The sequence below is a fragment of the Blastococcus sp. TML/C7B genome (assembly GCF_016612845.1).
GTDB lineage: Bacteria > Actinomycetota > Actinomycetes > Mycobacteriales > Geodermatophilaceae > Blastococcus.
The window spans coordinates 451,916-474,751 of sequence record NZ_JAEOAA010000001.1 but is presented as its reverse complement, the minus strand read 5'-3'; the positions used below and the strand labels follow the sequence as shown (position 1 = coordinate 474,751).

Annotated in this window: 21 protein-coding genes, 3 pseudogenes and 1 riboswitch; of the genes and pseudogenes, 15 read left to right on the top strand and 9 right to left on the bottom strand. The window is 75.1% G+C overall.

The window, feature by feature from the left end; genetic code table 11:
• The first annotated feature begins 29 nt into the window (after positions 1 to 29).
• From rarD to JKP76_RS22025, 7 genes and pseudogenes are all read left to right on the top strand, one after another.
• Positions 30 to 947 (top strand): EamA family transporter RarD, encoded by a 918-nt coding sequence (rarD, locus tag JKP76_RS02350; RefSeq protein WP_200489398.1) that lies wholly within the window; start codon positions 30 to 32, stop codon positions 945 to 947.
• Between the two features lie 122 nt (positions 948 to 1,069).
• A complete protein-coding gene (locus JKP76_RS02345; protein WP_200489397.1) occupies positions 1,070 to 1,420 on the top strand; it encodes a DUF3263 domain-containing protein in 351 nt (116 codons plus the stop codon).
• A 203-nt stretch (positions 1,421 to 1,623) separates the two neighbouring features.
• A complete protein-coding gene (locus JKP76_RS23150) occupies positions 1,624 to 2,790 on the top strand; it encodes a LytR C-terminal domain-containing protein (RefSeq protein ID WP_200489396.1) in 1,167 nt (388 codons plus the stop codon).
• Positions 2,791 to 2,867: 77 nt separating this feature from the next.
• Positions 2,868 to 5,672, top strand: coding sequence for an alpha/beta fold hydrolase (locus JKP76_RS02335; protein WP_309232807.1), 2,805 nt, complete (start codon positions 2,868 to 2,870; stop codon positions 5,670 to 5,672).
• Positions 5,669 to 6,115: pseudogene (locus JKP76_RS20085) on the top strand (ABC transporter permease subunit); the annotation flags it as partial. The gene JKP76_RS02335 and the pseudogene JKP76_RS20085, both read left to right, overlap by 4 nt.
• A gap of 133 nt (positions 6,116 to 6,248) precedes the next feature.
• Positions 6,249 to 6,569 carry a hypothetical protein gene (locus tag JKP76_RS20080; protein WP_242471926.1) on the top strand — a complete coding sequence of 107 codons (321 nt, stop codon included), beginning with the start codon at positions 6,249 to 6,251 and terminating at the stop codon, positions 6,567 to 6,569.
• Positions 6,570 to 6,579: 10 nt separating this feature from the next.
• On the top strand, positions 6,580 to 6,711 hold the full coding sequence (locus JKP76_RS22025; protein ID WP_255522498.1) for a hypothetical protein: 132 nt from the start codon (positions 6,580 to 6,582) through the stop codon (positions 6,709 to 6,711).
• Between the two features lie 9 nt (positions 6,712 to 6,720).
• Here the strand turns inward: JKP76_RS22025 and JKP76_RS02325 are convergent, their stop codons facing one another.
• A complete protein-coding gene (locus JKP76_RS02325) occupies positions 6,721 to 7,551 on the bottom strand; it encodes an HAD family hydrolase (RefSeq protein ID WP_207168206.1) in 831 nt (276 codons plus the stop codon).
• A gap of 49 nt (positions 7,552 to 7,600) precedes the next feature.
• A riboswitch (SAM riboswitch) is annotated at positions 7,601 to 7,731 on the top strand.
• Positions 7,732 to 7,743: 12 nt separating this feature from the next.
• Here JKP76_RS02325 and thrC point away from each other — a divergent pair.
• The 4 genes from thrC (at position 7,744) to JKP76_RS02305 (ending at position 12,338) form a co-directional block, all read left to right on the top strand.
• On the top strand, positions 7,744 to 9,045 hold the full coding sequence (gene thrC, locus JKP76_RS02320; protein ID WP_200489393.1) for a threonine synthase: 1,302 nt from the start codon (positions 7,744 to 7,746) through the stop codon (positions 9,043 to 9,045).
• Positions 9,046 to 9,246: 201 nt separating this feature from the next.
• Entirely contained in the window at positions 9,247 to 9,447 is a 201-nt protein-coding gene (locus JKP76_RS02315) for a cold-shock protein (RefSeq protein WP_040337424.1), read from the top strand.
• A 251-nt stretch (positions 9,448 to 9,698) separates the two neighbouring features.
• Complete coding sequence (gene groL, locus JKP76_RS02310; protein ID WP_200489392.1) at positions 9,699 to 11,330, top strand: chaperonin GroEL; 1,632 nt, start codon at positions 9,699 to 9,701, stop codon at positions 11,328 to 11,330.
• A gap of 213 nt (positions 11,331 to 11,543) precedes the next feature.
• Entirely contained in the window at positions 11,544 to 12,338 is a 795-nt protein-coding gene (locus JKP76_RS02305) for a DUF72 domain-containing protein (protein ID WP_200489391.1), read from the top strand.
• Here JKP76_RS02305 and JKP76_RS20075 read toward each other — a convergent pair.
• The 3 genes and pseudogenes from JKP76_RS20075 to JKP76_RS20065 form a co-directional block, all read right to left on the bottom strand.
• A complete protein-coding gene (locus tag JKP76_RS20075; RefSeq protein WP_242471158.1) occupies positions 12,335 to 12,739 on the bottom strand; it encodes a hypothetical protein in 405 nt (134 codons plus the stop codon). The genes JKP76_RS02305 and JKP76_RS20075 overlap by 4 nt on opposite strands.
• 61 nt (positions 12,740 to 12,800) lie before the next feature.
• Positions 12,801 to 13,274 (bottom strand): annotated as a pseudogene (locus JKP76_RS23780) (Gfo/Idh/MocA family protein); the annotation flags it as partial.
• A gap of 50 nt (positions 13,275 to 13,324) precedes the next feature.
• Complete coding sequence (locus JKP76_RS20065; protein WP_200489390.1) at positions 13,325 to 13,687, bottom strand: VOC family protein; 363 nt, start codon at positions 13,685 to 13,687, stop codon at positions 13,325 to 13,327.
• Positions 13,688 to 13,705: 18 nt separating this feature from the next.
• On the opposite strand from JKP76_RS20065, the gene JKP76_RS02290 reads away from it, so the two are divergent.
• Entirely contained in the window at positions 13,706 to 13,984 is a 279-nt protein-coding gene (locus tag JKP76_RS02290; protein ID WP_200489389.1) for a DUF4031 domain-containing protein, read from the top strand.
• Here the strand turns inward: JKP76_RS02290 and JKP76_RS20060 are convergent.
• The 3 genes and pseudogenes from JKP76_RS20060 to JKP76_RS20055 all read right to left on the bottom strand — a co-directional run.
• Positions 13,923 to 14,207: a hypothetical protein gene (locus tag JKP76_RS20060; protein ID WP_242471157.1), complete on the bottom strand. Its 285-nt coding sequence runs from the start codon at positions 14,205 to 14,207 to the stop codon at positions 13,923 to 13,925. The two genes, JKP76_RS02290 and JKP76_RS20060, sit on opposite strands and share 62 nt — an antisense overlap.
• A gap of 369 nt (positions 14,208 to 14,576) precedes the next feature.
• Positions 14,577 to 14,702, bottom strand: coding sequence for a hypothetical protein (locus tag JKP76_RS22020; protein ID WP_255522497.1), 126 nt, complete (start codon positions 14,700 to 14,702; stop codon positions 14,577 to 14,579).
• A gap of 266 nt (positions 14,703 to 14,968) precedes the next feature.
• Positions 14,969 to 15,550 (bottom strand): annotated as a pseudogene (locus JKP76_RS20055) (M20/M25/M40 family metallo-hydrolase); the annotation flags it as partial.
• A gap of 440 nt (positions 15,551 to 15,990) precedes the next feature.
• Here JKP76_RS20055 and JKP76_RS02275 point away from each other — a divergent pair.
• The gene (locus JKP76_RS02275) at positions 15,991 to 16,737 is read left to right on the top strand and encodes a phospholipid scramblase-related protein (protein WP_200489388.1); all 747 of its coding nucleotides are present in this window, start codon (positions 15,991 to 15,993) and stop codon (positions 16,735 to 16,737) included.
• A gap of 245 nt (positions 16,738 to 16,982) precedes the next feature.
• Here JKP76_RS02275 and JKP76_RS02270 read toward each other — a convergent pair whose 3' ends face one another.
• Positions 16,983 to 17,228, bottom strand: a complete 246-nt coding sequence (locus JKP76_RS02270) for a DUF6458 family protein (RefSeq protein WP_200489387.1) — start codon at positions 17,226 to 17,228, stop codon at positions 16,983 to 16,985.
• A 241-nt stretch (positions 17,229 to 17,469) separates the two neighbouring features.
• Between JKP76_RS02270 and JKP76_RS22015 the strand changes: the two genes are divergently transcribed.
• On the top strand, positions 17,470 to 17,604 hold the full coding sequence (locus JKP76_RS22015) for a hypothetical protein (RefSeq protein ID WP_255522496.1): 135 nt from the start codon (positions 17,470 to 17,472) through the stop codon (positions 17,602 to 17,604).
• Between the two features lie 83 nt (positions 17,605 to 17,687).
• A complete protein-coding gene (locus JKP76_RS22880; protein ID WP_309232805.1) occupies positions 17,688 to 20,681 on the top strand; it encodes an AAA family ATPase in 2,994 nt (997 codons plus the stop codon).
• Positions 20,682 to 20,863: 182 nt separating this feature from the next.
• On the opposite strand, the gene JKP76_RS02260 is transcribed toward JKP76_RS22880, so the two are convergent.
• On the bottom strand, positions 20,864 to 22,624 hold the full coding sequence (locus tag JKP76_RS02260; RefSeq protein WP_242471156.1) for a DEAD/DEAH box helicase: 1,761 nt from the start codon (positions 22,622 to 22,624) through the stop codon (positions 20,864 to 20,866).
• Positions 22,625 to 22,836: the final 212 nt, after the last annotated feature.

Genomic DNA, 22,836 nt, shown 5'->3' with positions numbered 1-22,836 from the left:
TAGGCGCGCCGGGCGTACGGTGGCGGCCCGTGGACGACCGTCGCCTGGGAGTGGCCTCCGGGCTGGCCGCCTACTCGATGTGGGGCCTGTTCCCGCTGTACTTCCCGCTGCTGGAACCGGCGGGCGGCGTCGAGATCGTCGCGCACCGCGTGGTCTGGTCCCTGCTGTTCGTCGCGCTGCTGCTGACCGCGGCCCGTCGCTGGGGTCACGTCCGCGCCGCGGTCACCGACCGGCGCACGGTGCTCGTCCTCGCCGGGGCCGCGGTGCTGATCGCGGCGAACTGGCTGATCTTCGTCTACGGGGTGAACTCCGGGCACGTCGTCGAGACCTCGCTCGGCTACTTCATCAACCCGCTGGTGAGCGTCCTGCTCGGCGTGGTCGTCTTCGGCGAGCAGTTGCGCCGGCTGCAGTGGGTCGCCGTCGGCATCGCGGCGGTCGCGGTCGCCGTGCTGACCGTCGACTACGGCCGGCCACCGTGGATCGCGCTGGGGCTCGCGGCCAGCTTCGGCCTCTACGGGCTGATGAAGAAGCTGGTCCGCGTGGAGGCCGCGCCCGGGCTGCTGATCGAGACGGCGCTGGTCACGCTGCCCGCCCTCGGGTTCCTGGCCTTCCTGCACGCCGACGGGTCGGGGACCTTCGGCTCCGCCGGCACGGGCCAGGCGCTGCTGCTGGTGAGCTCCGGGATCGCCACCGCCGTCCCGCTGCTGCTGTTCGCCGCCGCGGCCCGGCGCATCCCGCTGTCGACCGTCGGGCTGCTCCAGTACGTCACGCCGCTGATGCAGTTGTCGGTCGGCGTCTTCGTCTACGACGAGCCGATGCCGCCGGCGCGGCTGGCCGGTTTCGCCATCGTCTGGGTGGCGCTGGCGGTCTTCACGGCGGACACCCTGCGACACGCCCGTGCAGGGACACGCCGGTCGGTTCCGGAGGTCGCGCCCGCCGGGTTGTGACCTCCGCCGCCCTCCGCCGCAGCGCCGCGGGAGGCGCCCGGAACTGTCGGAGGTCGCCGCTAGCGTTCCTCCCGAGCCGCCCGGACCACGGGCCGCCGGGTCCGGGAGGAGCTGCACCGAGCATGAGCACCGACCTCTCCGCGGCGCCCGCCGCGGGCGCGGAGGACGACGCCGCCGAGGCGCCCGCGGCCGTGTCGTCGCAGGTCGGCGGGCCGGATCTCTCGGCGCGCGAGCAGGAGATGCTGGCGTTCGAGCGGCAGTGGTGGCGGGTGCCCGGCGCCAAGGAGACGGCGATCCGCGATCACTTCGAGCTGAGCCCGACCCGCTACTACCAGGTGCTCAACGCGCTGGTCGACCGTCCGGCCGCCCTGGCGGCGGATCCCCTGCTCGTCCGGCGGCTGCGCCGGGTGCGGGCGGCGCGGCAACGGACGCGTCCGTCCCGGGTTCTGGGCAAGGAGAGTTACAAGCATTAGATTCGGTCACCGTGGGCAGGCACGCGGGATCAGGCAGTGACGGAACGGGCTCTCCCGTCATCGGTGGACGGCGTCGGACCGACGCGCCCGATGCGCTGTGGCGGGGGGTCCCGGACGCCGGCCTGAGCGACCCCCCGACCGCCCCGGGCCGCGAGCGCGCCCGCCTCGACGCCGCCCCGTCGCGCCGTCCCACCGCTGCCGCCGTGGCCAACCGCCCCGGGGACGCCCCCGGCCAGATGTCCCGCTCGCGACTCCCGCTGCCCCCCGTCCCGGCCTCCGGCCGACCGGCCGCCGCCCCGGCGCCCGCTGCCCCGGTGTCCGCCGCTCCGGTGTCCGCCGCCCCCCGCGCGGCCGGGCCGGTGACCGCCGGCCCGCTGGCCGAGAGCCTGCGCGCCGCCGAGGCGGCCGCCGCCCGCCGCAAGAGCATCTGGACCGCGGACGCCGAGCCCTTGGCCTCCAGCACCGGCCCCACCGGCCTCCGCACCGGAGAGCCCGCCCCGCGCCTCCCGCGGCAGACCGCCGGCGCCTCCGACTCCCGCTACGGCGACTGGACCAAGCCCTCCCGCTCCGGTGACCAGCCGGCCGACCAGCCGCCCGCTCCCGCCGTCGCCGCGGCCCCGGCCACCACCGCCATCCCCGAGCGCTCGGTCACCCGCCGCGACGCGGACGCCCGCGACGAGGACCTCTCCGACATCGGGAACTTCTCCGAGGAGATCCCGGCCCCCCGCGCCGAGCGCTCGCCCGCCCGCCCCGTCGGCGGCCGCGCCGCGCTGCGCGCCGAGCGGCAGGCCGCCGAGGCCGCCCGCCTCAAGGCCGCCAAGGACAGCGGGGTCGCGCTGCTCGACGAGGAGCCCCGCCGCGCGCCCCGCCGCGTCGCCACGGGCCTGGTCGCCATGGCCGTCGTCGCGCTCGGCGTGCTGGGCGTCTACCAGTTCACCTCGCCGCAGACGAGCGAGGCCGGCGCCTCCACCGCGACGACGCCGGCCCCCGTCGCGCCGATCGCGCCCCTGGCCCCGCTGCCGGAGCTCGAGATCGACGCCGCCCCGGTCGAGCCGACCGTCACCACCCCGGTCCGCGTGCCCCTGGTGACGCTCAACGCCACCACCGTCACCGGCCTGGCCGCGAAGATCTCCGGCGTCGTCGAGGCCGGCGGCTGGGAGTCCGCGGGCGTCGGCGCCTACGAGGGCGACGACGTCTCGGCCAGCACCGTCTTCTACACCGAGGGCGACGACACCCAGTACCAGGCCGCACTCCAGCTGGTCGAGCAGTTCCCCCAGCTGGCGGGCCCGGCGCCGCGGTTCTTCGAGCTGCCCGCCGAGGTCACCACGCCGAGCCTGGTCATCGTCGCCGCCGGCGACTGGAAGCCCTGACCCCAGCCGCGAGCGGCGCGCGGAACCCCCACCGCGCGTCGTCCGTTGGCCGCTTCGTGCGTCGCTCCCGCGGGCCCGTGCGCCCGCGCTCCGGCGCCCGGGGTGCGCTCGCCGTCCTGCTGCCCCTGCTGGTCTCCGGCCTCGTCGTCGGCACCGCCCCCGCGGCGGCGGCCGACGAGGTGCGCACCGAGGAGGCGCGGGTCCCGGCGGGCTCCGGTGCCGACGCCGTCGAGCTCGACACCACGCTCCACCTCCCGGCGACCGACCGCCCGGCCCCGGCCGTGGTGCTGGCGCACGGCTTCGGCGGCAGCAAGGAGTCGGTGGCCGACGACGCCCAGGCGCTGGCCGAGCGCGGCTACGTCGTCCTCACCTTCTCGGCGCGCGGGTTCGGCGAGAGCACCGGCCTGATCGGGCTGGACGACCCCCGCTACGAGGTCGCCGACCTCTCCGCGCTGATCGACGTCCTCGCCGAGCGCGACGACGTCGTCCAGGACGCCGACGGCGACCCGCGGGTCGGCGTCGCCGGCGCCTCGTACGGCGGTGCGCTGGCCCTGCTCGGCGCCGCCTACGACGACCGCATCGACGCGATCGCACCGCAGATCACCTGGCACTCGCTCACCTCGGCGCTGTTCCCCTCCCAGCTCGGCGAGGTGCCCGGCGGCACGCCGGCCGCCACCCCCCAGGGCGACGGGTCCGGCGTCTACAAGCGGCTGTGGTCCGGGCTCTTCTTCGGGCTCGGGGCGGCGCCGTCCGGCGGCCTGCTCGACCTGCTCGGGGGAGCGGGCGGGGACGGTCCCGCGCCCGCCGACGTCGACGTCGAGGACGTCACGCAGGCCCTGACCTGCGGCCGCTTCCGCCCGGAGGTGTGCGCGGCCTACGAGTCCGCCGCCGCCACCGGCGTGCTCACGCCCGAGGCGGCCGCCGTGCTGGACCGGGGCAGCCCGGCCGGCGTGCTCGACCGGATCACCGCGCCCACGCTGCTGGTCCAGGGCACCCAGGACTCGCTCTTCGGGCTCGGCCAGGCCGACGCCAACGCCCGCGGCATCGCCGCGAACGGCACCCCGGTGAAGGTCGTCTGGTACGCGGGCGGGCACGACGCCCCGGCGTCGGACCGCCTCGCCGGGGAGCTGCGGGCCCAGGTCGCGGACTGGTTCGACGTCCACCTGCGCGGCCGCGACGGCGGTACGGCCGGCTTCGAGTTCCCCGCCCCCACCGGGCTCGGGACGGCGGGCACCGTCGGCCGGGTCCAGGGCAGCAGCCGCACGGTGACCGCCGACGCCTACCCGGGGCTGGACGGGGCCGAGCCGGTGCGGCGGACCTCGTTCGCGCTCGGCGGCGCGCTCCAGCCCGTCGCCAACCCGGCCGGCGGCACGCCCGCCGCGCTCACCACGGTGCCGGGGCTGGGCGCGCTGACCGCGGCGCTCGGTGGTTCGACGCTGGAGATCCCCGGCCAGTCCGCGCGCTTCGAGACCGCACCGCTGGACAGCGCGGTCGAGGTGGTCGGCGCTCCGTCGGTGGCGCTGGACGTGTCGTCGGCCGGCGGCTCGGCCACCCTCTTCGCCAAGCTGTACGACGTCGGCCCCGACGGGTCGACGACGCTGCCGGCCCGGTTGGTCGCGCCGGTGCGGCTCACCGGCCTGTCTGCGGACCCGGCGGCCCCCACCCGCGTCGAGGTGACCCTGCCGGCGTTCGTGCACCGGTTCGAGGCCGGCCACGTGATGCGGCTGGTCGTCTCCTCCACCGACCAGGGATTCGCCGTCCCCGTCGAGCCCGCCGTCCACTCGGTGGCGCTCGCCGACCCCGCGGCCGGCGTGAGCGTGCCCCGGGTCGAGGGGCGCACCGAGGCGGCCGGTGGCGCCGGCCGCTGGTGGGTGCTGCTCGGCGCGCTCGCCGCCCTCGGGCTGCTCGGGTGGGGCGCCGCGGTGCTGCTCGCGCGGCGCCGCGACCGCCGGGTCAACGCGGTGGAGCCGGGCGGCGAGGACGTGCCGCTGCGCTTCGAGGGCGTGACCAAGGCCTACGGCGACGGGTTCGTCGCCGTCCGCGACCTCTCCTTCGAGGTCCGCCGGGGACAGGTGCTGGGCCTGCTCGGCCCGAACGGCGCGGGCAAGACGACGTCGCTGCGCATGCTGATGGGGCTCATCCGGCCGACGGAGGGGCGGATCAGCGTCTTCGGTCACGCCGCCGGCCCGGGCGCCCCGGTGCTGTCCCGGCTGGGCTCGTTCGTCGAGGGCACCGGCCTGCTGCCGCACCTGTCCGGCCGGGAGAACCTCCGGCTGTACTGGGCCGCGACCGGCCGCCCGGCGGAGGATGCGCACATGGAGGAGGCGATCGAGGTCGCGGGCCTCGGTGCCGCGCTCGACCGGCCGGTCCGCCGGTACAGCCAGGGCATGCGGCAGCGCGTCGCGATCGCCCAGGCGATGCTCGGGCTCCCCGACCTGCTGGTGCTCGACGAGCCGACCAACGGGCTTGACCCGCCGCAGATCCACGCGATGCGCGAGGTGCTGCGCTCCTACGCCGCGACCGGGCGCACGGTCATCGTCTCCAGCCACCTGCTCAGCGAGATCGAGCAGACCTGCAGCCACGTCGTCGTCATGGCGAAGGGCCGGAAGATCGCGCAGGGCACGGTCGAGGAGATCGTCGGCGTGGGCGGCGCGGTGCTCGTCGGGGTGGCCGAGGCCGACACCGACCGGGCGATCGCCGTCCTGGAGGGCCTGCCCGGGGTGACCGCCGCGCGGACCGACGACGGGCTCGTGGCCGACCTGGACGGCCACGGCCGCGCCGCGGCGCTGCAGGCGCTGGTGGCGGCCGGCATCGCGGTCGACCAGTTCACGCCGCGGCGCCGGCTCGAGGACGCCTTCCTGGCGCTGGTGGGGGAGTCATGAGCACCGACGACAGGGCAGAAATGGCCATTTCTGCCCCGGGGGTCCAGGCCAGCGGCGCGGTCCAGGGCTACCGGCCCTCGCGCACGCTGCGGCTGACCGTCGAGCTGCGCCGCCAGTTCGCCCGGCGCCGGACGCTCGGCGTGCTGGCGCTCATGGCCGCGCTGCCGCTGCTGCTCATCGCCGCGCTGCAGCTGGGGGCGAGCGAGAACGCCCGCGGGAACGACCGGATCAACCTGGTCGACGTCGCCACCGCCAGCGGGCTGAACTTCACCCTGTTCGTGCTCTTCGCGACCACCGGCTTCTTCCTCGTCGTCGTCTTCGCGCTGTTCTTCGGCGACACCGTGGCCAGCGAGGCGCAGTGGGGCGCGCTGCGCTACACGCTCGCGACGCCGGTGCCGCGGATGCGGCTGCTCCGGCAGAAGTGGCTGGCCGCGCTGGTGCTGTCGGTGGGTGCGCTGCTGACGCTCACCGCCGTCGCGGTGGTGGCCGGCTCGATCGCCTTCGGGTTCGGCGCCGTCGAGACCCCGATCGGCGTGACGCTGGCGCAGGGGGAGGGGTTCGTGCGGCTGGGCCGGGATGCTCGGCTACCTCGCCGTCCACCTGCTGGTCGTGGGCACCCTGGCGTTCTGGTTCTCCACGATCACCGATGCGCCGCTGGCCGCCGTCGGCGGCGCGGTGTTCACCATGTTCGTCTTCGCCATCCTCGACCAGGTCGAGCAGCTGGGCTCGCTGCGCGACTGGTTCCCGACCGCCGGCGAGTTCGCCTGGGTCGACCTGCTGCAGACCCCGGTCCAGGACGGCGACCTGTTCCGCGGCGTCGTGCAGTCCCTGGTCTACGCGGCGCTGTTCACCGCGCTGGGCTTCCGCGCCTTCGCCCGCCGCGACGTGACCAGCTAGCTTGCCCGGCGTGACCCCGCCCAGCACGGTGCGTGCGCGCCTGGTCTGCTGGTGGCGCGGGCACCGCTTCGGCCCGCTGCGTCCCGACGGGACGGCGGCCTGCCGCCGGTGCCGCCGGGTCGTGCGGCCGCTGGACCGGTGACCCGCGCGCTCAGAGGCTCGCCCGCACCGCCTGCGCCCAGCCCTCGCCCATGGGCGCCCCGGTCACCGCGGCGTTCGGGACGGCGGCGATCCGGTCGGCCATCCCGTCGACCGCCGCGCCGTTGGCGGTGATCCACAGCCGGCCGACGGCGGCGGCCATGTCCAGGTCGCTGGTGCTGTCGCCGATCGCCACCGCGTCGGCCGGGTCGATGCCGCGGCGCTCGAGGTCCCAGGCGATGGCGGCGCCCTTGGAGATCCCGCGCGGCATGAGGTGGTAGACCCGCGGCGGCGCGGGATCGGGGGCCAGCGTCATCCGCGACGTCCGCTGGATCGCGCCGTTGTCGTTGAGGGTCAGCCAGCCCAGGCCGCGCTCGGCCAGCCAGGTGTCGACGGCGCGGGCGTCCACCCGGCCGCGGAGCAGCGCGTCGGTCTCGTGCGTGGCGTGCCACGGCGCGTGCCACTCCAGCCGGCCGGGGTGCGCTGCCATCAACTCCTCGACGACGCCGAGCGCGGCCATGGCCTCCATGGGCGTGCGCCCCTCGTGCTCGGCGGGCAGCTCGCCGGTGAGCTGCCGGCGCTCCCGGCCGCCGTCCCAGCTGACCGTCGCGCCCAGCTCGGCGATCGCGCCGTCGGCGGCGAAGATCCGGCCGGCCTCCACCACCTGGTCCAGCGTCCGGCCGCTGACCAGCACCAACGGGATCCCGGCGCGGTGCAGCTCCAGCAGCGCCGTCGCCGGGTCGGCGGTCAGATCGCGGCCGGCGGTGTGCCAGAACGACCCCCGCGGCCCCACCATCGTGCCGTCGAGATCGGTGTAGACGATGCGTGCTGCCACGCGCCCCATCCTGTCCGCCGCTCGCTACCGGCCGCCCGGTGGGTAGAGTTCGGTCGTTCACTCATCCAGAGGGGCAGAGGGACACGGCCCGATGAAGCCCCGGCAACCGCCGACTGCGCGCACGTCTGCAGCGGGAGGTGCCAATTCCGTCCCGCGCGGCTCGACGGCCCGACGCGGGGAAGATGAGGAGGTAGTCGTCGCATGACTCTGACCGCTCCCGGTTCTCTCCAGGCCGACTCGCACGCCGGTGGCCCGGTGCCGCCCTGCCCCGCGCGCGGGCTGATCTGCCGCAACTGCGGCGCCACCTTCGGTCTCATCGCCGAGCACGCCTGCGCCGAGTGCTTCGGGCCGCTGGAGGTCGACTACGACCCCGAGCTGATGAAGGCGGTGACCCGGGAGCAGATCGAGGCGGGGCCGCAGAACATCTGGCGCTACGTCGCGCTGCTGCCGGTCGGCCAGGACCCGGCCTCCCGCGTCTCGCTCGACCCGGGGATGACGCCGCTGGTCCGCGCCGACCGGCTGGCCGAGGAGCTGGGCCTCACCGGCGGGCTCTGGGTGAAGGACGATTCGGCCAACCCCACGCACTCCTTCAAGGACCGCGTGGTCAGCCTCGCCGCCACCGCGGCCAAGGGGCTGGGCTACACGAAGATCGCCGCCGCCTCGACCGGCAACCTGGCCAACTCCGTGGCCGCGCACGCCGCGCGCATGGGTCTGCCCTCGTTCGTGTTCGTCCCCTCCGACCTGGAGCCGGGCAAGATCGTGCAGTCGGCGGTGTACGGGCAGACGCTGGTCGCCGTCGACGGCTCCTACGACGACGTCAACCGGCTGACCAGCGAGCTCGCCGAGACCGACGAGTTCGAGGACACCGCCTTCGTCAACCAGAACGTGCGGCCCTACTACGCCGAGGGCTCCAAGACGATGGGCTACGAGCTGGCCGAGCAGCTGGGCTGGCGGATCCCCGCGCAGGTCGTCATCCCGATGGCCTCGGGCTCGCTGCTCACCAAGGTGGACAAGGCCTTCCGCGAGCTCACCGCCGCCGGCATCGTCGAGGCCACCGAGTGGACGATCTTCGGCGCGCAGTCGGCCGGCTGCGACCCGATCGCCACGGCCTTCGACAACGGCTGGGACGTCGTGAAGCCGGTCAAGCCGACCGGGATCGCCAAGTCGCTCAACATCGGCAACCCCGCCGACGGCCCGTACGCGCTCGACGCGATCCGCCGCACCGGGGGCGCCGTGGGCCGGGTGGGCGACGACGAGATCGTCCAGGGCATCCGCGACCTCGCCCGCACCACCGGCGTCTTCGCCGAGACCGCGGGCGGCGTCACCGTCGCCGTGCTGCGGCAGCTGGTGGGGAACGGGCGGCTGGACCCGGCGAAGGAGACCGTCGTCCTCAACACCGGGGAGGGGCTCAAGACCCTCGACCCGCTGGAGCCGGTCGTCGGCCCGACGCACACCGTCGAGCCCTCGCTGAAGTCGGCCCGCCAGGCCGGTCTGATCGGCTGACCGCGGACGGTGTCACCGGTTCAGGTGACACCGTTCGCCGGATCCGGCAACGAGTCGTGCCCGAAATGCGTGTGTGCCACGTCACTCTGCTGTACCTTTCCGCCCGGTTCGACCTCCATGTTCGTGTTCGCGGGCGGAAGAGCGAGACCTCGTCCGTTCATCAGGATGGGACGACCGCATGCACGAAACGTGGGAGCACACGTGGCACAGGGCACCGTGAAGTGGTTCAACGCCGAGAAGGGCTTCGGCTTCATCGCCGTCGACGGCGGCCAGGACGTCTTCGTCCACTACTCGGCCATCCAGATGGACGGCTACAAGTCCCTCGACGAGGGCCAGCGCGTCGAGTTCGAGGTCGTCCAGGGGGCCAAGGGCCCGCAGGCCGACGCGGTGCGCAGCGCCTGAGAACGCCGGCACGACCCGGAGGCCCGGTCCCCGCGAGGGGCCGGGCCTCCGGCGTTCCGGGGGACCCCTCCTTGCACTCGCCAGGGTCGAGTGCCAGACTCGTTTCTGGCACTCGGGGCTCCCGAGTGCCAATCAGGTCGGAACGGTGAGGCACTGGCGCGCGGACGCAAGGGAGTCCGCGTCCCCCGGTGTCGTCCGTCGCGGGCACCCACCCGGCCGTGCAGCGATCCATGCTCGGAGGACATCACCACATGGCCAAGATGATCGCGTTCAACGAAGAGGCGCGCCGCGGCCTCGAGCGGGGCATGAACACCCTCGCCGACGCCGTCAAGGTGACCCTCGGCCCCCGTGGCCGGAACGTCGTTCTTGAGAAGAAGTGGGGCGCGCCCACCATCACCAACGATGGTGTGAGCATCGCCAAGGAGATCGAGCTCGAGGACCCGTGGGAGAAGATCGGGGCCGAGCTCGTCAAGGAGGTCGCCAAGAAGACCGACGACGTCGCGGGTGACGGCACGACCACCGCCACCGTGCTGGCCCAGGCGCTCGTGCGCGAGGGTCTGCGCAACGTCGCCGCCGGCGCCAACCCGATGGCCCTGAAGAAGGGCATCGAGGCCGCCGTCGCGTCGGTCAGCGAGTACCTCCTCTCGACCGCCAAGGACGTCGAGACCAAGGAGCAGATCGCGGCCACCGCCTCGATCTCCGCCGCTGACCCGGCCATCGGCGAGCTCATCGCCGAGGCGATGGACAAGGTCGGCAAGGAAGGCGTCATCACCGTCGAGGAGAGCAACACCTTCGGCCTCGAGCTCGAGCTCACCGAGGGCATGCGCTTCGACAAGGGCTACATCTCGCCCTACTTCGTGACCGACACCGAGCGCATGGAGGCCGTCCTCGACGACCCGTACGTGCTCGTCGTCAACTCGAAGATCAGCACCGTCAAGGACCTGCTCCCGCTGCTGGAGAAGGTCATGCAGTCGGGCAAGCCGCTGGCGATCATCGCCGAGGACGTCGAGGGCGAGGCCCTCGCGACCCTGGTCGTGAACAAGATCCGTGGCACCTTCAAGTCCGTCGCCGTCAAGGCCCCGGGCTTCGGTGACCGCCGCAAGGCCATGCTGACCGACATCGCCATCCTCACCGGTGGCCAGGTCATCAGCGAGGAGGTCGGCCTCAAGCTCGACAACGCCGACCTCGAGCTGCTCGGCCGCGCCCGCAAGGTCGTCGTCACCAAGGACGAGACGACGATCGTCGAGGGTGCCGGGGACGCCGACCAGATCCAGGGCCGGGTCAACCAGATCCGCGCCGAGATCGAGAAGTCGGACTCCGACTACGACCGCGAGAAGCTGCAGGAGCGCCTGGCCAAGCTGGCCGGTGGCGTCGCCGTCATCAAGGCCGGCGCCGCGACCGAGGTCGAGCTCAAGGAGCGCAAGCACCGCATCGAGGACGCCGTGCGCAACGCCAAGGCCGCCGTCGAGGAGGGCATCGTCGCCGGTGGTGGCGTCGCTCTCGCGCAGGCCACGGCTGTCGCGTTCGACAAGCTCGAGCTCGAGGGTGACGAGGCCACCGGTGCCAACATCGTGCGCGTCGCGCTCGAGGCGCCGCTGAAGCAGATCGCCGTCAACGCCGGCCTCGAGGGCGGCGTCGTGGCGGAGAAGGTCCGCAACTCCGACACCGGGCACGGCCTCAACGCCGCCACCGGCGAGTACGTGGACCTGATCGCCGCCGGGATCATCGACCCCGCCAAGGTGACCCGCTCCGCGCTGCAGAACGCCGCCTCCATCGCGGCGCTCTTCCTCACCACCGAGGCCGTCATCGCCGACAAGCCGGAGAAGAACGCCCCGGCCGCCGGCGCCGGCGACATGGGTGGCATGGGCGGCATGGACTTCTGAGTCCAGCCCCCTGGCACAACGCACTGCCCGGCAGGGGCGGTCCGCTTCCGAGCGGGCCGCCCCTGTCGGCGTTCCCGGGCCCTGCCTCCCGCGCAACTGCGGGGAAACAGGGCTCTCAGCGGTGCCCGAGGGGCCAACTTCCCCGCAGTTGGGGACGACGGGCCCTTGTGCGGCGGAGGCGTCGCAGCCGGTCGCGCCGGGTAGGCGGCGTCGGTGACGGTGATCATCGGGACGTCGGGGTGGCAGTACCGCGACTGGCGCGGCGCCTTCTACCCGCCGAAGCTCGCCCAGCGGCTGTGGCTCGAGCACTACGTCGAGCACTTCGCCACCGTCGAGAGCAACAACGCCTTCTACCGGCTGCCCGAGCGGGCGACCTTCGAGCAGTGGCGCGACCGCACCCCGCCGGAGTTCCGGTGGGCGGTCAAGGCCAGCCGGTTCCTCACCCACATGAAGCGGCTGCGCGAGCCCGAGGAGCCGGTCGGCCGGCTGATGGAGCGCGCGGCGGGCCTGGGCGACAAGCTCGACACGATCCTGCTGCAGCTGCCGCCCACGCTGAAGGCCGATCCCGAGCTGCTGCGCGAGTGCCTCGCGCAGTTCCCGCCCGGCACGCGGGTGGCGGTCGAGCCGCGGCACGAGTCGTGGTGGACCGACGAGGTCCGCGCGCTGCTGGAGCGCTACGGAGCCGCGCTGTGCTGGGCCGACCGCGACGAGCAGCCGATCGCCCCGCTGTGGCGCACCGCCGAGTGGGGCTACCTGCGCTTCCACCACGGCTTCGAGGGCTGGGGGTACCGCGCGCAGACCCTGGAGCTCTGGGCCGAGCGGGTGGTCGGCACCTACGGCGACGCCGACGTCCTCGTGTACTTCAACAACGATCCGGGCTGCAACGCCGTCATCGATGCGGTGCGCTTCGCCGACGCCGTCCGCCGGGCCGGGGGGACGACGACCCGCGTGCCCACCGCCGAGCAGGCGACCGGCGCCGCGTGGCCGGTCCCCGTGCCGAAGGGCTAGAAGTCCGGGTCCTCGGCGTGCTGTACCCCGAGCTGGTCCGCGGCCCGGCCCAGCACGTCCTGGACGGCGAGCGTGTCGGCCAGCGGCATCACCGCGCTCTCGGTGCGGCCGGCGCGCAGGCACTCGACCACCTCGATCAGCTCGTGGGAGTACCCGGCGCCGGCCGGGGGGCGGGTGATCGTCTCGGGCTCCGCGCCGGCGCGGTGCAGCACGATCGTGGCCGGGTGGTGGAATCGCGGGAGGACGTCGATCCAGCCCGTCGTCCCGAACACCCGCGCCTGGCCGGGCAGCGCCTGCCGCAACGACGTGAGCAGCGTGGCGCTCCTGCCGTCGTCGTATCCCAGCAGCAGGCCGGCCTCGGCGTCGGCGCCGGTCTCGTAGCGCGAGCCGGTGGCCGTCACGGGTGTCCGGCGTCCCGAGCAGCATCTGGGCGAAGGAGACGACGTAGACGCCCAGGTCGAGCAGCGCGCCCCCGCCGAGCTCGAGGGCGAAGAGCCGGTCGGCCGGGTCGTACTCGCGGGCGACGCCGAGGTCGGCCTGCACCGAGCGCACCTCGCCGATCGCGCCGTCGGCGACCAGCTCGCGCAGCGCGACGACCGCCGGCTGGAAGCGGGTCCACATCGCCTCCATGGCGAAGACGCCGGTCTCGCGGGCGAGGGCGACGACCCCGCGGGCCCCCGCGGGAGTGGCGGTGAACGACTTCTCCACCAGCAGGGCCTTCCCCGCGCGCAGGGCGGCGGCGGCGAAGGCGGCGTGCTGGGCGTGCGGGGTCGCGACGTACAGGACGTCGACGTCCGGGTCGGAGAGGATCGCGGCGTACGAGCCGTGCGCGCGGTCGATGCCGTGCCGGGCGGCGAACGCGTCGGCGCGGTCCTGGGACCGGGAGGCGACGGCCACGACGCGGGCGTCCGGGACGTGCGCGAAGTCCGGCAGCACGCTCTCCGCGATGCGGCCCGGCCCGACGACGCCCCAGCGGATCTCGGTGGTCACCGGGCCGACGGTAGCGGGGAGCCGAAACGGAGCAGGTTGCCGTCCGGGTCGACGTGCGCGCCCTCGCGCAGGCCGTAGTCCGTGTCGACCGGGGTGGTCGTCCGCGGGACGCCGGCCCAGCGCTGCGCGAGGGCGTCGGCGTCGGGCACGTGCAGGTAGGCGGCAGCCGCGGTGCGCAGCGGGTCGTGCCCCTCCGTGACGACGAGGTGCAGCTCGACCCCGGCCCACGCCGCGAAGCCGTAGCCGTCGTCGTGGGCCGACACCGACCAGCCCAGGGCGGCGTAGTGCGCCAGCGCCCGGGGCAGGTCGGTGACCGGGAAGATCGGCGAGACCTGGACTTCCGGGTGCTCGGGCGCCATGGCGGGCAGACTGGCACGGTGACCGTGCTGATCGACACCCCCGTGTGGCCGTGGCGGGGCCGACGCTGGTCGCACCTGGTCAGCGACGTGTCCTACGAGGAGCTGCACGCCTTCGTCGAGGTCGAGCTGGGCATCCCGCGGCGGGCGTTCCAGGGCGACCACTACGACGTCCCGGAGGACCTGTACGACGTCGCGGTCTCGGCCGGGGCGACGCCGGTCGAGTGCCGGGAGCTGCTCAGCCGGCTGCTGGCGGCGGGGTTGCGGGTCCGGAAGCCGCGCGGGCCCGCAGCAGGCTGATCTCGGCGGCCAGGTTCGCCCGCGCCCTCGGCTCCCAGGTGCCCGCGACCGCGGGCAGCCGGTAGAGCCGGGGCAGCGCGAGCAGCTGCTCGAGGACGGCGATCCGGCCGGCGGTGAACTGCTCGTCGGGCACGTGGCCGTACTCCTCGCGCACCGCCGAGGCGTAGGCGGCGTAGGCCTCCGGCGGGGAGGCGAGCACCGCCAGATCTGCGTCGCAGAGCACCGCGCCGTTGGCGTCGCCGGGCTCGACGGCGTGCCCCGGCGGTGAGCAGCACCAGGCGCTCCACCTCGGCGATCCGCTCGTCGGGGACCAGCCCGCGCAGCCCGGCCCGGGCCCGCCCGGCGCTCACCGCCTCGTTGTCGTTCCGCGTCGGGTCGTAGACGACGTCGTGGTACCAGGCGGCGAGCCGCACCGCGTCCGGGTCGCTCGCGGCGTCGGCCAGCTGCTCGACGATGCCGAGGACGGCGGCCAGGTGGGCGAGGTCGTGGTAGCGGCGGTGCGGCTCGCCCCAGGCGCGGACGAGGGCTGCCCACTCGGTGCGCGAGGTGGGGGAGTCGCCGGCCAGCGCCGCCCAGGCCGGGAAGTCGACGCTCATCGGAACCCGCAGGTGCGCAGCGCGAGCAGCGCGAAGGCGCGGGCCGCGGTGACGACCTCGGCGATCGGCACCCGCTCGTCGGGGCCGTGCGCGAGGTGCAGGTCCCCGGGGCCGAAGTGCAAGGTCGGGACGGCCGCGGCGGCGTAGAGCCGGAGATCGGTGCGCCGGCCGGGAGCGCCCGCTCGGGCGGCACCCCGCCGCCGGCGTCCTCGACCGCGCCGCGGACGGCGGGCAGCAGCGGGGAACCCTCGGGCAGCGCGCCGCTGGCGAACGCGCCGCCGGTCCAGGCCAGACCGACGGGGTGCTCGGCCAGCCACGGGTGCGCCGCGCAGATCGCGGTCAGCCGTCGAGCGAACGCCCGCTTCGCCTGCGCGACCGGTTCGCCGATCCGAACCCCGTAGCGGCCCTCGGCGGTGAGCCGGTCGGGCACGGAGCTGGCCCAGTCGCCGGCCTGCACCCGCCCGATCGACAGGCCGTACGGGAAGCGCGCGTCGCCGAACCGCGGATCGGCGTCCCGCTGCCGCTCGGCCTCGAACTCCAGCAGCCCCGCGTGGACGACGGCGAACAGCTCGACGGCGCTCACCCCGCGGTCGCGCATCGCAGCGTGCGCGGCCCGCCCGGTCACCTCCAGCCGGAAGGTGAGCGCGCCCGCGTGCGCGGTGACGACCGCACCCGCCGTCGGCTCGGGGATGACGCACAGGTCGCCGGTGTGCCCGCGGCGCAGCGCGGCCCAGGCGCCCAGGCCGCCGTCCTCCTCGCCGACGACGCCGTGCAGCGCGAGCGGGCGGCGCAGCCGCACCCCCGCCGTCCCCAGGGCGGCGACGGCGGCCAGCGAGGCGACGACGCCGGCCTTCATGTCGCACGCGCCGCGGCCGTGCAGCTCGCCGCCGGCCAGCCGGGGCTCGAACGGGTCGCCGGGCCAGCGCGCCGGATCACCGGGCGGGACGACGTCGGTGTGGCCGGCGAGCACCAGCGCGGGCGTGCCGTCGTCGGCACCGGGGACCGTGCCGACCACGCCCCACGCCTCGCTCCGCTCGACCTCCTGGCCGGGGGCGTCCTCCGCCTGCGCCGCCTCGGCCAGGTCGATCGGCCACAGGTCGACGTCGCAGCCCAGCTCGGTGAGCCAGCCGGCCAGCAGGTGCTGGATCTCGCTCTCGGCCGGGGTACCGCCCACCGACGGGACGCGGACCAGCGCGGAGAGCCGCTCGACCACCCAGCGCTCGTCGACCGCTGCCAGCACCCGCTCCTCGACGGCGGTCAGCGGCGGCACGTCGCCGAGTCTGGCACGGCGCCCCCGCTGGGATCAGGTCACCTGATCGTCGAGCGTCCTCCCTCAGCGCGCACCGTGGGGGAGGAGGCGCTGCGGTGAGGGAGGACGGCGTCCCGGCGTCCGACGGCTACCGTGCGCGCGTGACTCAGCCACCGCCCCCTCCGGGCTGGTACCCCGATCCCTCCGGCGCGACCGGCACCCGCTGGTGGGACGGGCAGGGCTGGACCGAGCACGTCCAGCAGGCAGCACCGCCCCCGCCGGCGGCGTCGCCGGCACCCGGGGGCGCCGGCCCGTCCCTCTACGAGCAGCCGGTCCTGCTGGTGAACCAGAAGACCAAGCTCGTCGAGCTCACCAACGAGTACGCCGTGCTCGACGGCCAGGGCACCCAGATCGGCGCCGTCGTCCAGGTCGGGCAGAGCGCGGTGAAGAAGGCCGTGCGGCTGTTCAGCAACCTCGACCAGTTCCTCACCCACCGGCTCGAGGTGCGCGACGCCACCGGGCCGGTCCTCGTGCTGACCCGACCGGCGAAGTTCGTGAAGTCGCGGGTGGTCGTCCAGCGGCCGGACGGCAGCCCGATCGGCGAGATCGTGCAGGCGAACGTCTTCGGGAAGATCGGCTTCGACCTCGTGTCCGGCGGCCAGCTGGTCGGCGCCATCCAGGCGGAGAACTGGCGGGCCTGGGACTTCGCGATCACCGACGCGGCGGGCACCGAGGTCGCTCGGATCACGAAGAAGTGGGAGGGCCTGGCGCGCACGCTGTTCACCACGGCCGACCGCTATGTCGTCCTCGTGCACGCCCGGTTGCCGGAGCCGCTGGCCAGCCTGGTGCTGGCCTCCGCGCTCACCGTCGACACCGCCCTGAAGCAGGACGACCGCGGCTTCAACTAGGACTGCTCACGACAGCACCGCGGAGGAGCGGCGCGTACCCTGGGAGCGGTCCGGGCCGGGTGCCACGTGCCCCCGGGTGCCATTTGGTTACGCCTTCACGGACTACCGCCCCGACCTCGGTCGGGGGCCTGGAGCCGTGTTGTGCTTTTCGCCGCGAGGCGGCCGTCACCCGGTCCGGACCTCCACGCACACGTCGGGCCCCGTCCGTGCGGACGGGGCCCTTCGTCGTCGTGGTCAGGCGCCGGTCAGTAGGTCTCCTCGGTGGTGCTGCGCCGCACCGGCGCGGCGCCGGGTTCGGCGTAGGCGTCGGTGCGGGTGACCCGGCGCTGCCGCGGGCCCCAGACGGCGAGCTCGAGGACGATGCCCAGCGCGCCGACGATCATGAGGATCCACCCGACCACCTGCAGGTCGAGGCCGCTGATGTCCACGTCCAGGGCGAAGGTCAGGATCGCGCCGAGCGCGAGCAGGACGATGCCGGTTCCGAGCCTCATGCCGTACTCCCTGTGCTGGCGGCCGGGCGCACCCGGGCCGACGGCGGGCGCCGCGGACGCCTGGTTGCCCTCCGGCTCCGCCGGGAACCGCCCGGGCCGCCGATGTCCCCCGAACGGGGGTGCCGTCTGAGGGCCTCAGACGACGGGCTGCCCGCGGAACTGCGTGACCTACCGATGCCGGACAGGGGGCCTCAGCACGAACGTCGTCGTCATCGAACCGAGGACGACGGAAGGCACGACGATGACCACCCTGCACTACAGCAACCCGGCGCTCGAGGCCGAGCTCGCCTACCGGCGGGAGGTGCTGACCGCGGCCGGCGCCGGCACCCGGTCCCGGCCCAACCCGTGGTTCCGCGCCCGCCGGCGTCGGCGCTGACCACCCCGGCGCTGCCGGCCGCTGCCGCTGGGCGCCCCGGAACCCGCTCGGTCCCGTCGGATGCCCGTGCCACGATCATCGCCGTGCCGCACCGGGACGACGCGCCGATGGTGGGACGGGCCGCCGAGCTCGCCCGCCTGTTGGCGACCCTCGACCGCGCCGCCACCGGGCGGTCGGGGGCCGTTCTCCTGTCCGGCGACGCGGGCGTAGGGAAGACCCGGCTGCTCGACGAGCTCACCGCCCGGGCCGAGCAGCGCGGGTTCCGGGTGCTCACCGGGCACTGCGTCGACCTGGGCGACGTCGGCCTGCCCTACCTGCCCTTCGTGGACCTCCTGCGCCCGGTGGCCGCCGATCCCGAGCCGGCCCCGGTCGCGGCGACGAGCGCCGTCCTGGCCCCGCTGTTCGCCGGCCGGCCGGTGGCTGCGCCGCCGCCGGCGGTGCCGGAGGCGCGCGATCTCGGGCGAGAGCTGCCGCACCGCGCGGCGCCCCCGCCGGTCGACGACGGCCGGCTCCAGCTGTTCGAGGCGGTCGCGGCCCTGGTCTGCGAGCTCGCCGGGCAGGAGCCGCTGCTGCTGGTGCTGGAGGACGTGCACTGGGCCGACCGGTCGAGCCGCGACCTGCTGCGCTACCTGCTGGCCCGGTTCAGCGACGAGCGCGTCGCGGTGGTCGCCTCCTACCGCGCCGACGACCTGCACCGGCGGCACCCGCTGCGCCCGCTGCTCGCAGAGCTGGTCCGGCTGCCCGCGGTGGAGCGGCTGGAGCTCGGCCCGCTCCCGGACGACGACGTCGGCGCGCTGGTGCGCCGGCTGGCGGCGGACGCGGGGGTGCTCCCCGACTCCGTCGTCGACGACGTCGTCACCCGGGCCGAGGGCAACGCCTTCTACGCCGAGGAGCTGCTGGCGGCGGGGCTGCACGGGGAGGTGCTGCCGCTGGGCCTGACCGACGTGCTGCTCGCCCGCGTGGAGCAGCGCTCGCCCGCGACCCAGCAGGTCGTGCGGGTCGCCGCCGTCGCCGGCCGGCGGGTGCGGCACGAGCTGGTGGCGGCGGTCAGCGGACTGGCGGACGGCGACCTGGAGGCCGCGCTCGCCGAGGCGGTGCACCACTACCTGCTGGTGGTCTCCGACGACGGCCGCTACCGGTTCCGGCACGCGCTGCTCCGCGAGGCGGTGCTGGCCGACCTGCTGCCGGGGGAGCGGGTGCGGCTGCACGCGGAGATCGCCGCCTACCTGGCCCGCGACCCGGCCGCCGGCACCGCGGCCGAGCGCGCCCACCACGCGCGGGAGAGCAACGACCTGCCGGGCGCGTTCGAGGCGTCCCTGGCGGCGGCGGCCGCGGCGCGCGGTGTCGGCGCCCCCGCCGAGCAGCTGCAGCACCTGGAGGCGGCGCTGGCGCTGTGGTCGGCGGTGCCGGACGCCGAGGAGCGGGCGGGCCGCGACCAGGCGGCGCTGCTGCTGGAGACGGCGGCGAGCGCGCGCACCGTGGGGGAGTCCCACCGCGCCGTCGCCCTGCTGCGGGCCGCGCTGCAGGTGCTGGGTCCCGACGGCGACCCCGCCGTCCGGGCGCGGATCCACTACACGCTGGCCCAGGCGATGGTCCGGGTCGAGGACGACGCGGGGGCCTACCGAGAGAGCGCCGCGGCGATGGCGCTGGTGCCCGCGCAGCCGCCGTCGGAGGCGCGCACCTGGGCGGCTGCGACGCACGCGCGGATGAGCTACTCCGTCGGCCGGCTGGACGAGGCGGACGCCACGGCGGAGGAGGCCCTGGCGGCCGCGGACGCGCTGGGCTTCGACGGAGCGTGGGCCGACATCGCGGTCACCCAGGTGCGGGCGCGGCCCGGTGCCGACCCCGTCGTGGTGCGGGCGCGGCTGGACGAGGCGCTGGCGCGGGCGGCCCGGTCCGGCGACGTCGAGGTCGAGATGCGGGTGCTGTTCAACCTGGCGACGGTCACCTTCGAGGCCGGGTGCATCGCCGAGGCGCTGGAGTGGACGCGGCAGGGCACCCGGCGGGCCCGTGACCTCGGCGTCGAGTGGTCGTACTACCCGGCCGAGCTGCGGCACCTGCACGTGACGGCGCTGTACATGGCCGGCGACTGGGACGGCAGCCTGGCCGAGGCCGACGTGCTGGCGCGCGTGCCCGACATGTCCGCGCACGTGCGGGCCGACGGGCTGCTCGTGCTGGTCGGCCGGGGCGATCCGTCCGCCCGGGCGCGGATCGACTGGGCCCGTGGGCTGATCCCGCGGCTGAGCGCGCACGTGCTGCTCGACCTGGTCACGGCGGGCTCGGAGATCGACCTGGCCGCGTGGGAGGGCCGGCCCCGGGACGCCGTCGACGTCGCGCTGGCGAGCTACCGGCGGCTGCGGCAGGAGTGGGACGACGACCACCTCGGCGTGCTGCGTCTGGCCGGCAGCGCGCTCGCACCGGTCGCCGATGCCGCCGTCGCCGCGCGGAGGGGCGGCGACGCCGAGGCCGAGGCCCGCTGGCGAGGCGAGGGCGAGGAGCTGGTCGAGGCCGCGCACTCCGCCGTCGAGATCTACCGCGGGACGTACGGCGACACGATGGGCGTCGAGGCGCGGGCGTGGCTGGCCCGGGTCGCGGCGGAGGCCGCCCGCGTTCGGGACGAGCCGGCGGTCGAGCCGTGGCGCGCGGCGGTCGAGGCGTTCGGCTTCGGGCACGTCTACGAACAGGCGCGGTCCCGGTGGCGGCTGGCCGAGGCGCTGCTGGCGGCCGGCGACCGCGCGGGGGCGGCCGAGCAGGTGGCGCTCGCGCACGAGGTCGCCGTCCGGTTGGGGGCGCAGCCGCTGCGGACCGCGCTCGAGGCGCTGGCCCGCCGCGGCCGGCTCGACGTCGCCGGGGTGCGGCCGGTGGAGGTGAGCGCGGTGCTGACCACTCGCGAGGCCGAGGTGCTGCGGCTGCTCGCGCTGGGCCGGACGAACAAGCAGGTCGGCGCGGAGCTCTACATCAGCGAGAAGACGGCCAGCGTGCACGTCAGCAACATCCTGGCGAAGCTGGGCGCCGGCGGCCGCACCGAGGCGGTCGCCATAGCGGCGGCGCGAGGTCTGCTGCCGGTGGAGTCCTAGCCGCTCTGTCGGTCAGGAGTCGGAGGATCTCCTCGTCCGACCGGCCGCCGGCGCATCTGTGGAAGAACGGCCGGCGTGTGGACGGCGGCCCCGCCGGGGTCGACTGCTGAGTTGCGGTCGCCGACACGGGCGGACGCGCCGCAGCGAGCGACATCAGGTCAGCAGTCGGCGACGGGGCGCCCTCAGAGCATGGTGCGGAGGCGCTCCCGCCGGGCGCGGAGCACGTCGACCGACGCCGACGCCGACGGCGGGCCGGGCACCGACTGCCGCAGCTGCGTGTGCACCACGGCCTGCGGCTGCGCGGTGCGCGCGGCGACCCGGTTCACCAGCTTGTTGATCTCCCGGCGCAGCTCGGCGGCGTCGCGCCACGAGCGGCCGGCGTCGTCCTCGTCGGGGTGGTCCTCGACGACCATGAAGTCGTCGGCGTCCGCGCGGTGGCTGGCCGCGATCCGCAGCCGCAGCTCCTCGTCGCGCTTGGAGAGCAGCTCGGCGGTCTGGGCCGGGGTGAGCAGCCCGGGGATGCCGAGGAACTCCTCCTCTTCCTCGCCGACGACCACGGTCGGGCCGGAGCCCTCGCCGGTGTGCGCCGTCCCGCTGTGCAGCACGTGCGCGAAGCGGGCGTCGGCCTCGAGGGCCTCCCACTGCTTCTGCTCGCCCTCGCGGGGCTCCCGCGGCGGCAGGTCCAGCGCCTCGAGCTCCTCCTCGGGCTGGGTGCGCGGCGGCGGCATGACGTGGTTGCGCTGTTCCTCCATCGACGCGGCCAGTGACAACAGCGGCCGGACGGCGGGCAGGAAGACGGTCGCCGACTCGTGCGGCGCCCGCGAGCGGACGACGCGGCCGACGGCCTGGGCGAAGAAGAGCGGCGTCCGGTAGGAGGTCATCCAGGCCAGGACGGCGGCACGCGGGACGTCGACGCCCTCGGAGATCATGCGGACGCAGACGGCGATGCGCGCCGACCCGGTCGCGAAGCGCTCGATCTTCTTCGACGCCTTCGGGTCGTCGGAGAGGATCAGCTCGGCCGCCTTGCCGGTCACCCGGCGGACGATCTTGGCGTAGGCGCGGGCGTCGTCCTGGTCGCTGGCGAGGATCAGCCCGGCGGCGTCGGGCATGCCGTTCTCGCGCAGGTGGGTGATCCGGTCGTCCATCGCGGCGATGACGTGCGGCACCCACTGGCCCTTGGGGTCCAGCGCCGTCCGCCAGGCCTGCATCTCGACCGACCGCGTGCCGGCCTCCGACAGGGAGGCGGCGACCACCTCGCCGGCGGAGTTCCGCCAGCGCGAGGTGCCGGTGTAGGCGGCGAAGACGACGGGGCGGACGACGTTGTCGGCCAGCGCCTCCTTGTAGCCGTAGGTGTAGTCCGCGCGGCTGACCAGGCCGACGCCGCGCTCGCCGCCGTCGCCCTCGAAGGTGTCCTCCTCGTAGCGGACGAAGGGGATGCGCTCGTCGGGCTTGGTGCGGAACGGCGTCCCGGTCAGGCACAGCCGGCGCGCGGCCCGGCCGAACGCCTCCTCGGAGGCCTCGCCCCAGGAGAGCCCGTCGCCGGCGTGGTGCACCTCGTCCAGGATGACCAGCGTCTTCACCGAGGTGCAGCGGGCGGCGTGCAGCATCGGCTTGCCGGCGACCTGCGCGTAGGTGGTCACGTACCCCTGCGTGCCCGCGCGGACGGGGCCGACGGCGTTGGTGAGGCCGGGGTCGAGCACGATGCCCATCGCGTCGGCGGCGTCGGCCCACTGGAGGCGCAGGTGGTCGGTCGGGCAGACGACGACGACCCGCGCGACCTCACGGCGGGCGAGCAGCCGCGCGGCGAGTGTCAGGGCGAACGTGGTCTTGCCGGCGCCGGGAGTCGCGGTGACGAGGAAGTCCTTGGGGGAGGTCTCCTCGTACTGCTCGAGGGCGGTGCGCTGCCACGCCCGGAGCGGCCGGCTGTTCGTCTGCGGGCTCAAGGCCTCCGCTCGTGCTGCGCTCCCCATGTCGGGGTCCATTCTGGCTGCCGCGAGGGCAACACGCCCAACCCGGGTCCTGCCGCGTGCCCCGGCCCCGGCGGCGTATGGAGCGCCGCGACGGGGTCGCTGACCTGCGGCGATGCGATCCACCCGGCGAGTCCTGTGGTGATTCCCATCCTGTGAGGGACGGATACGTCACGCCCCGCCGGTCA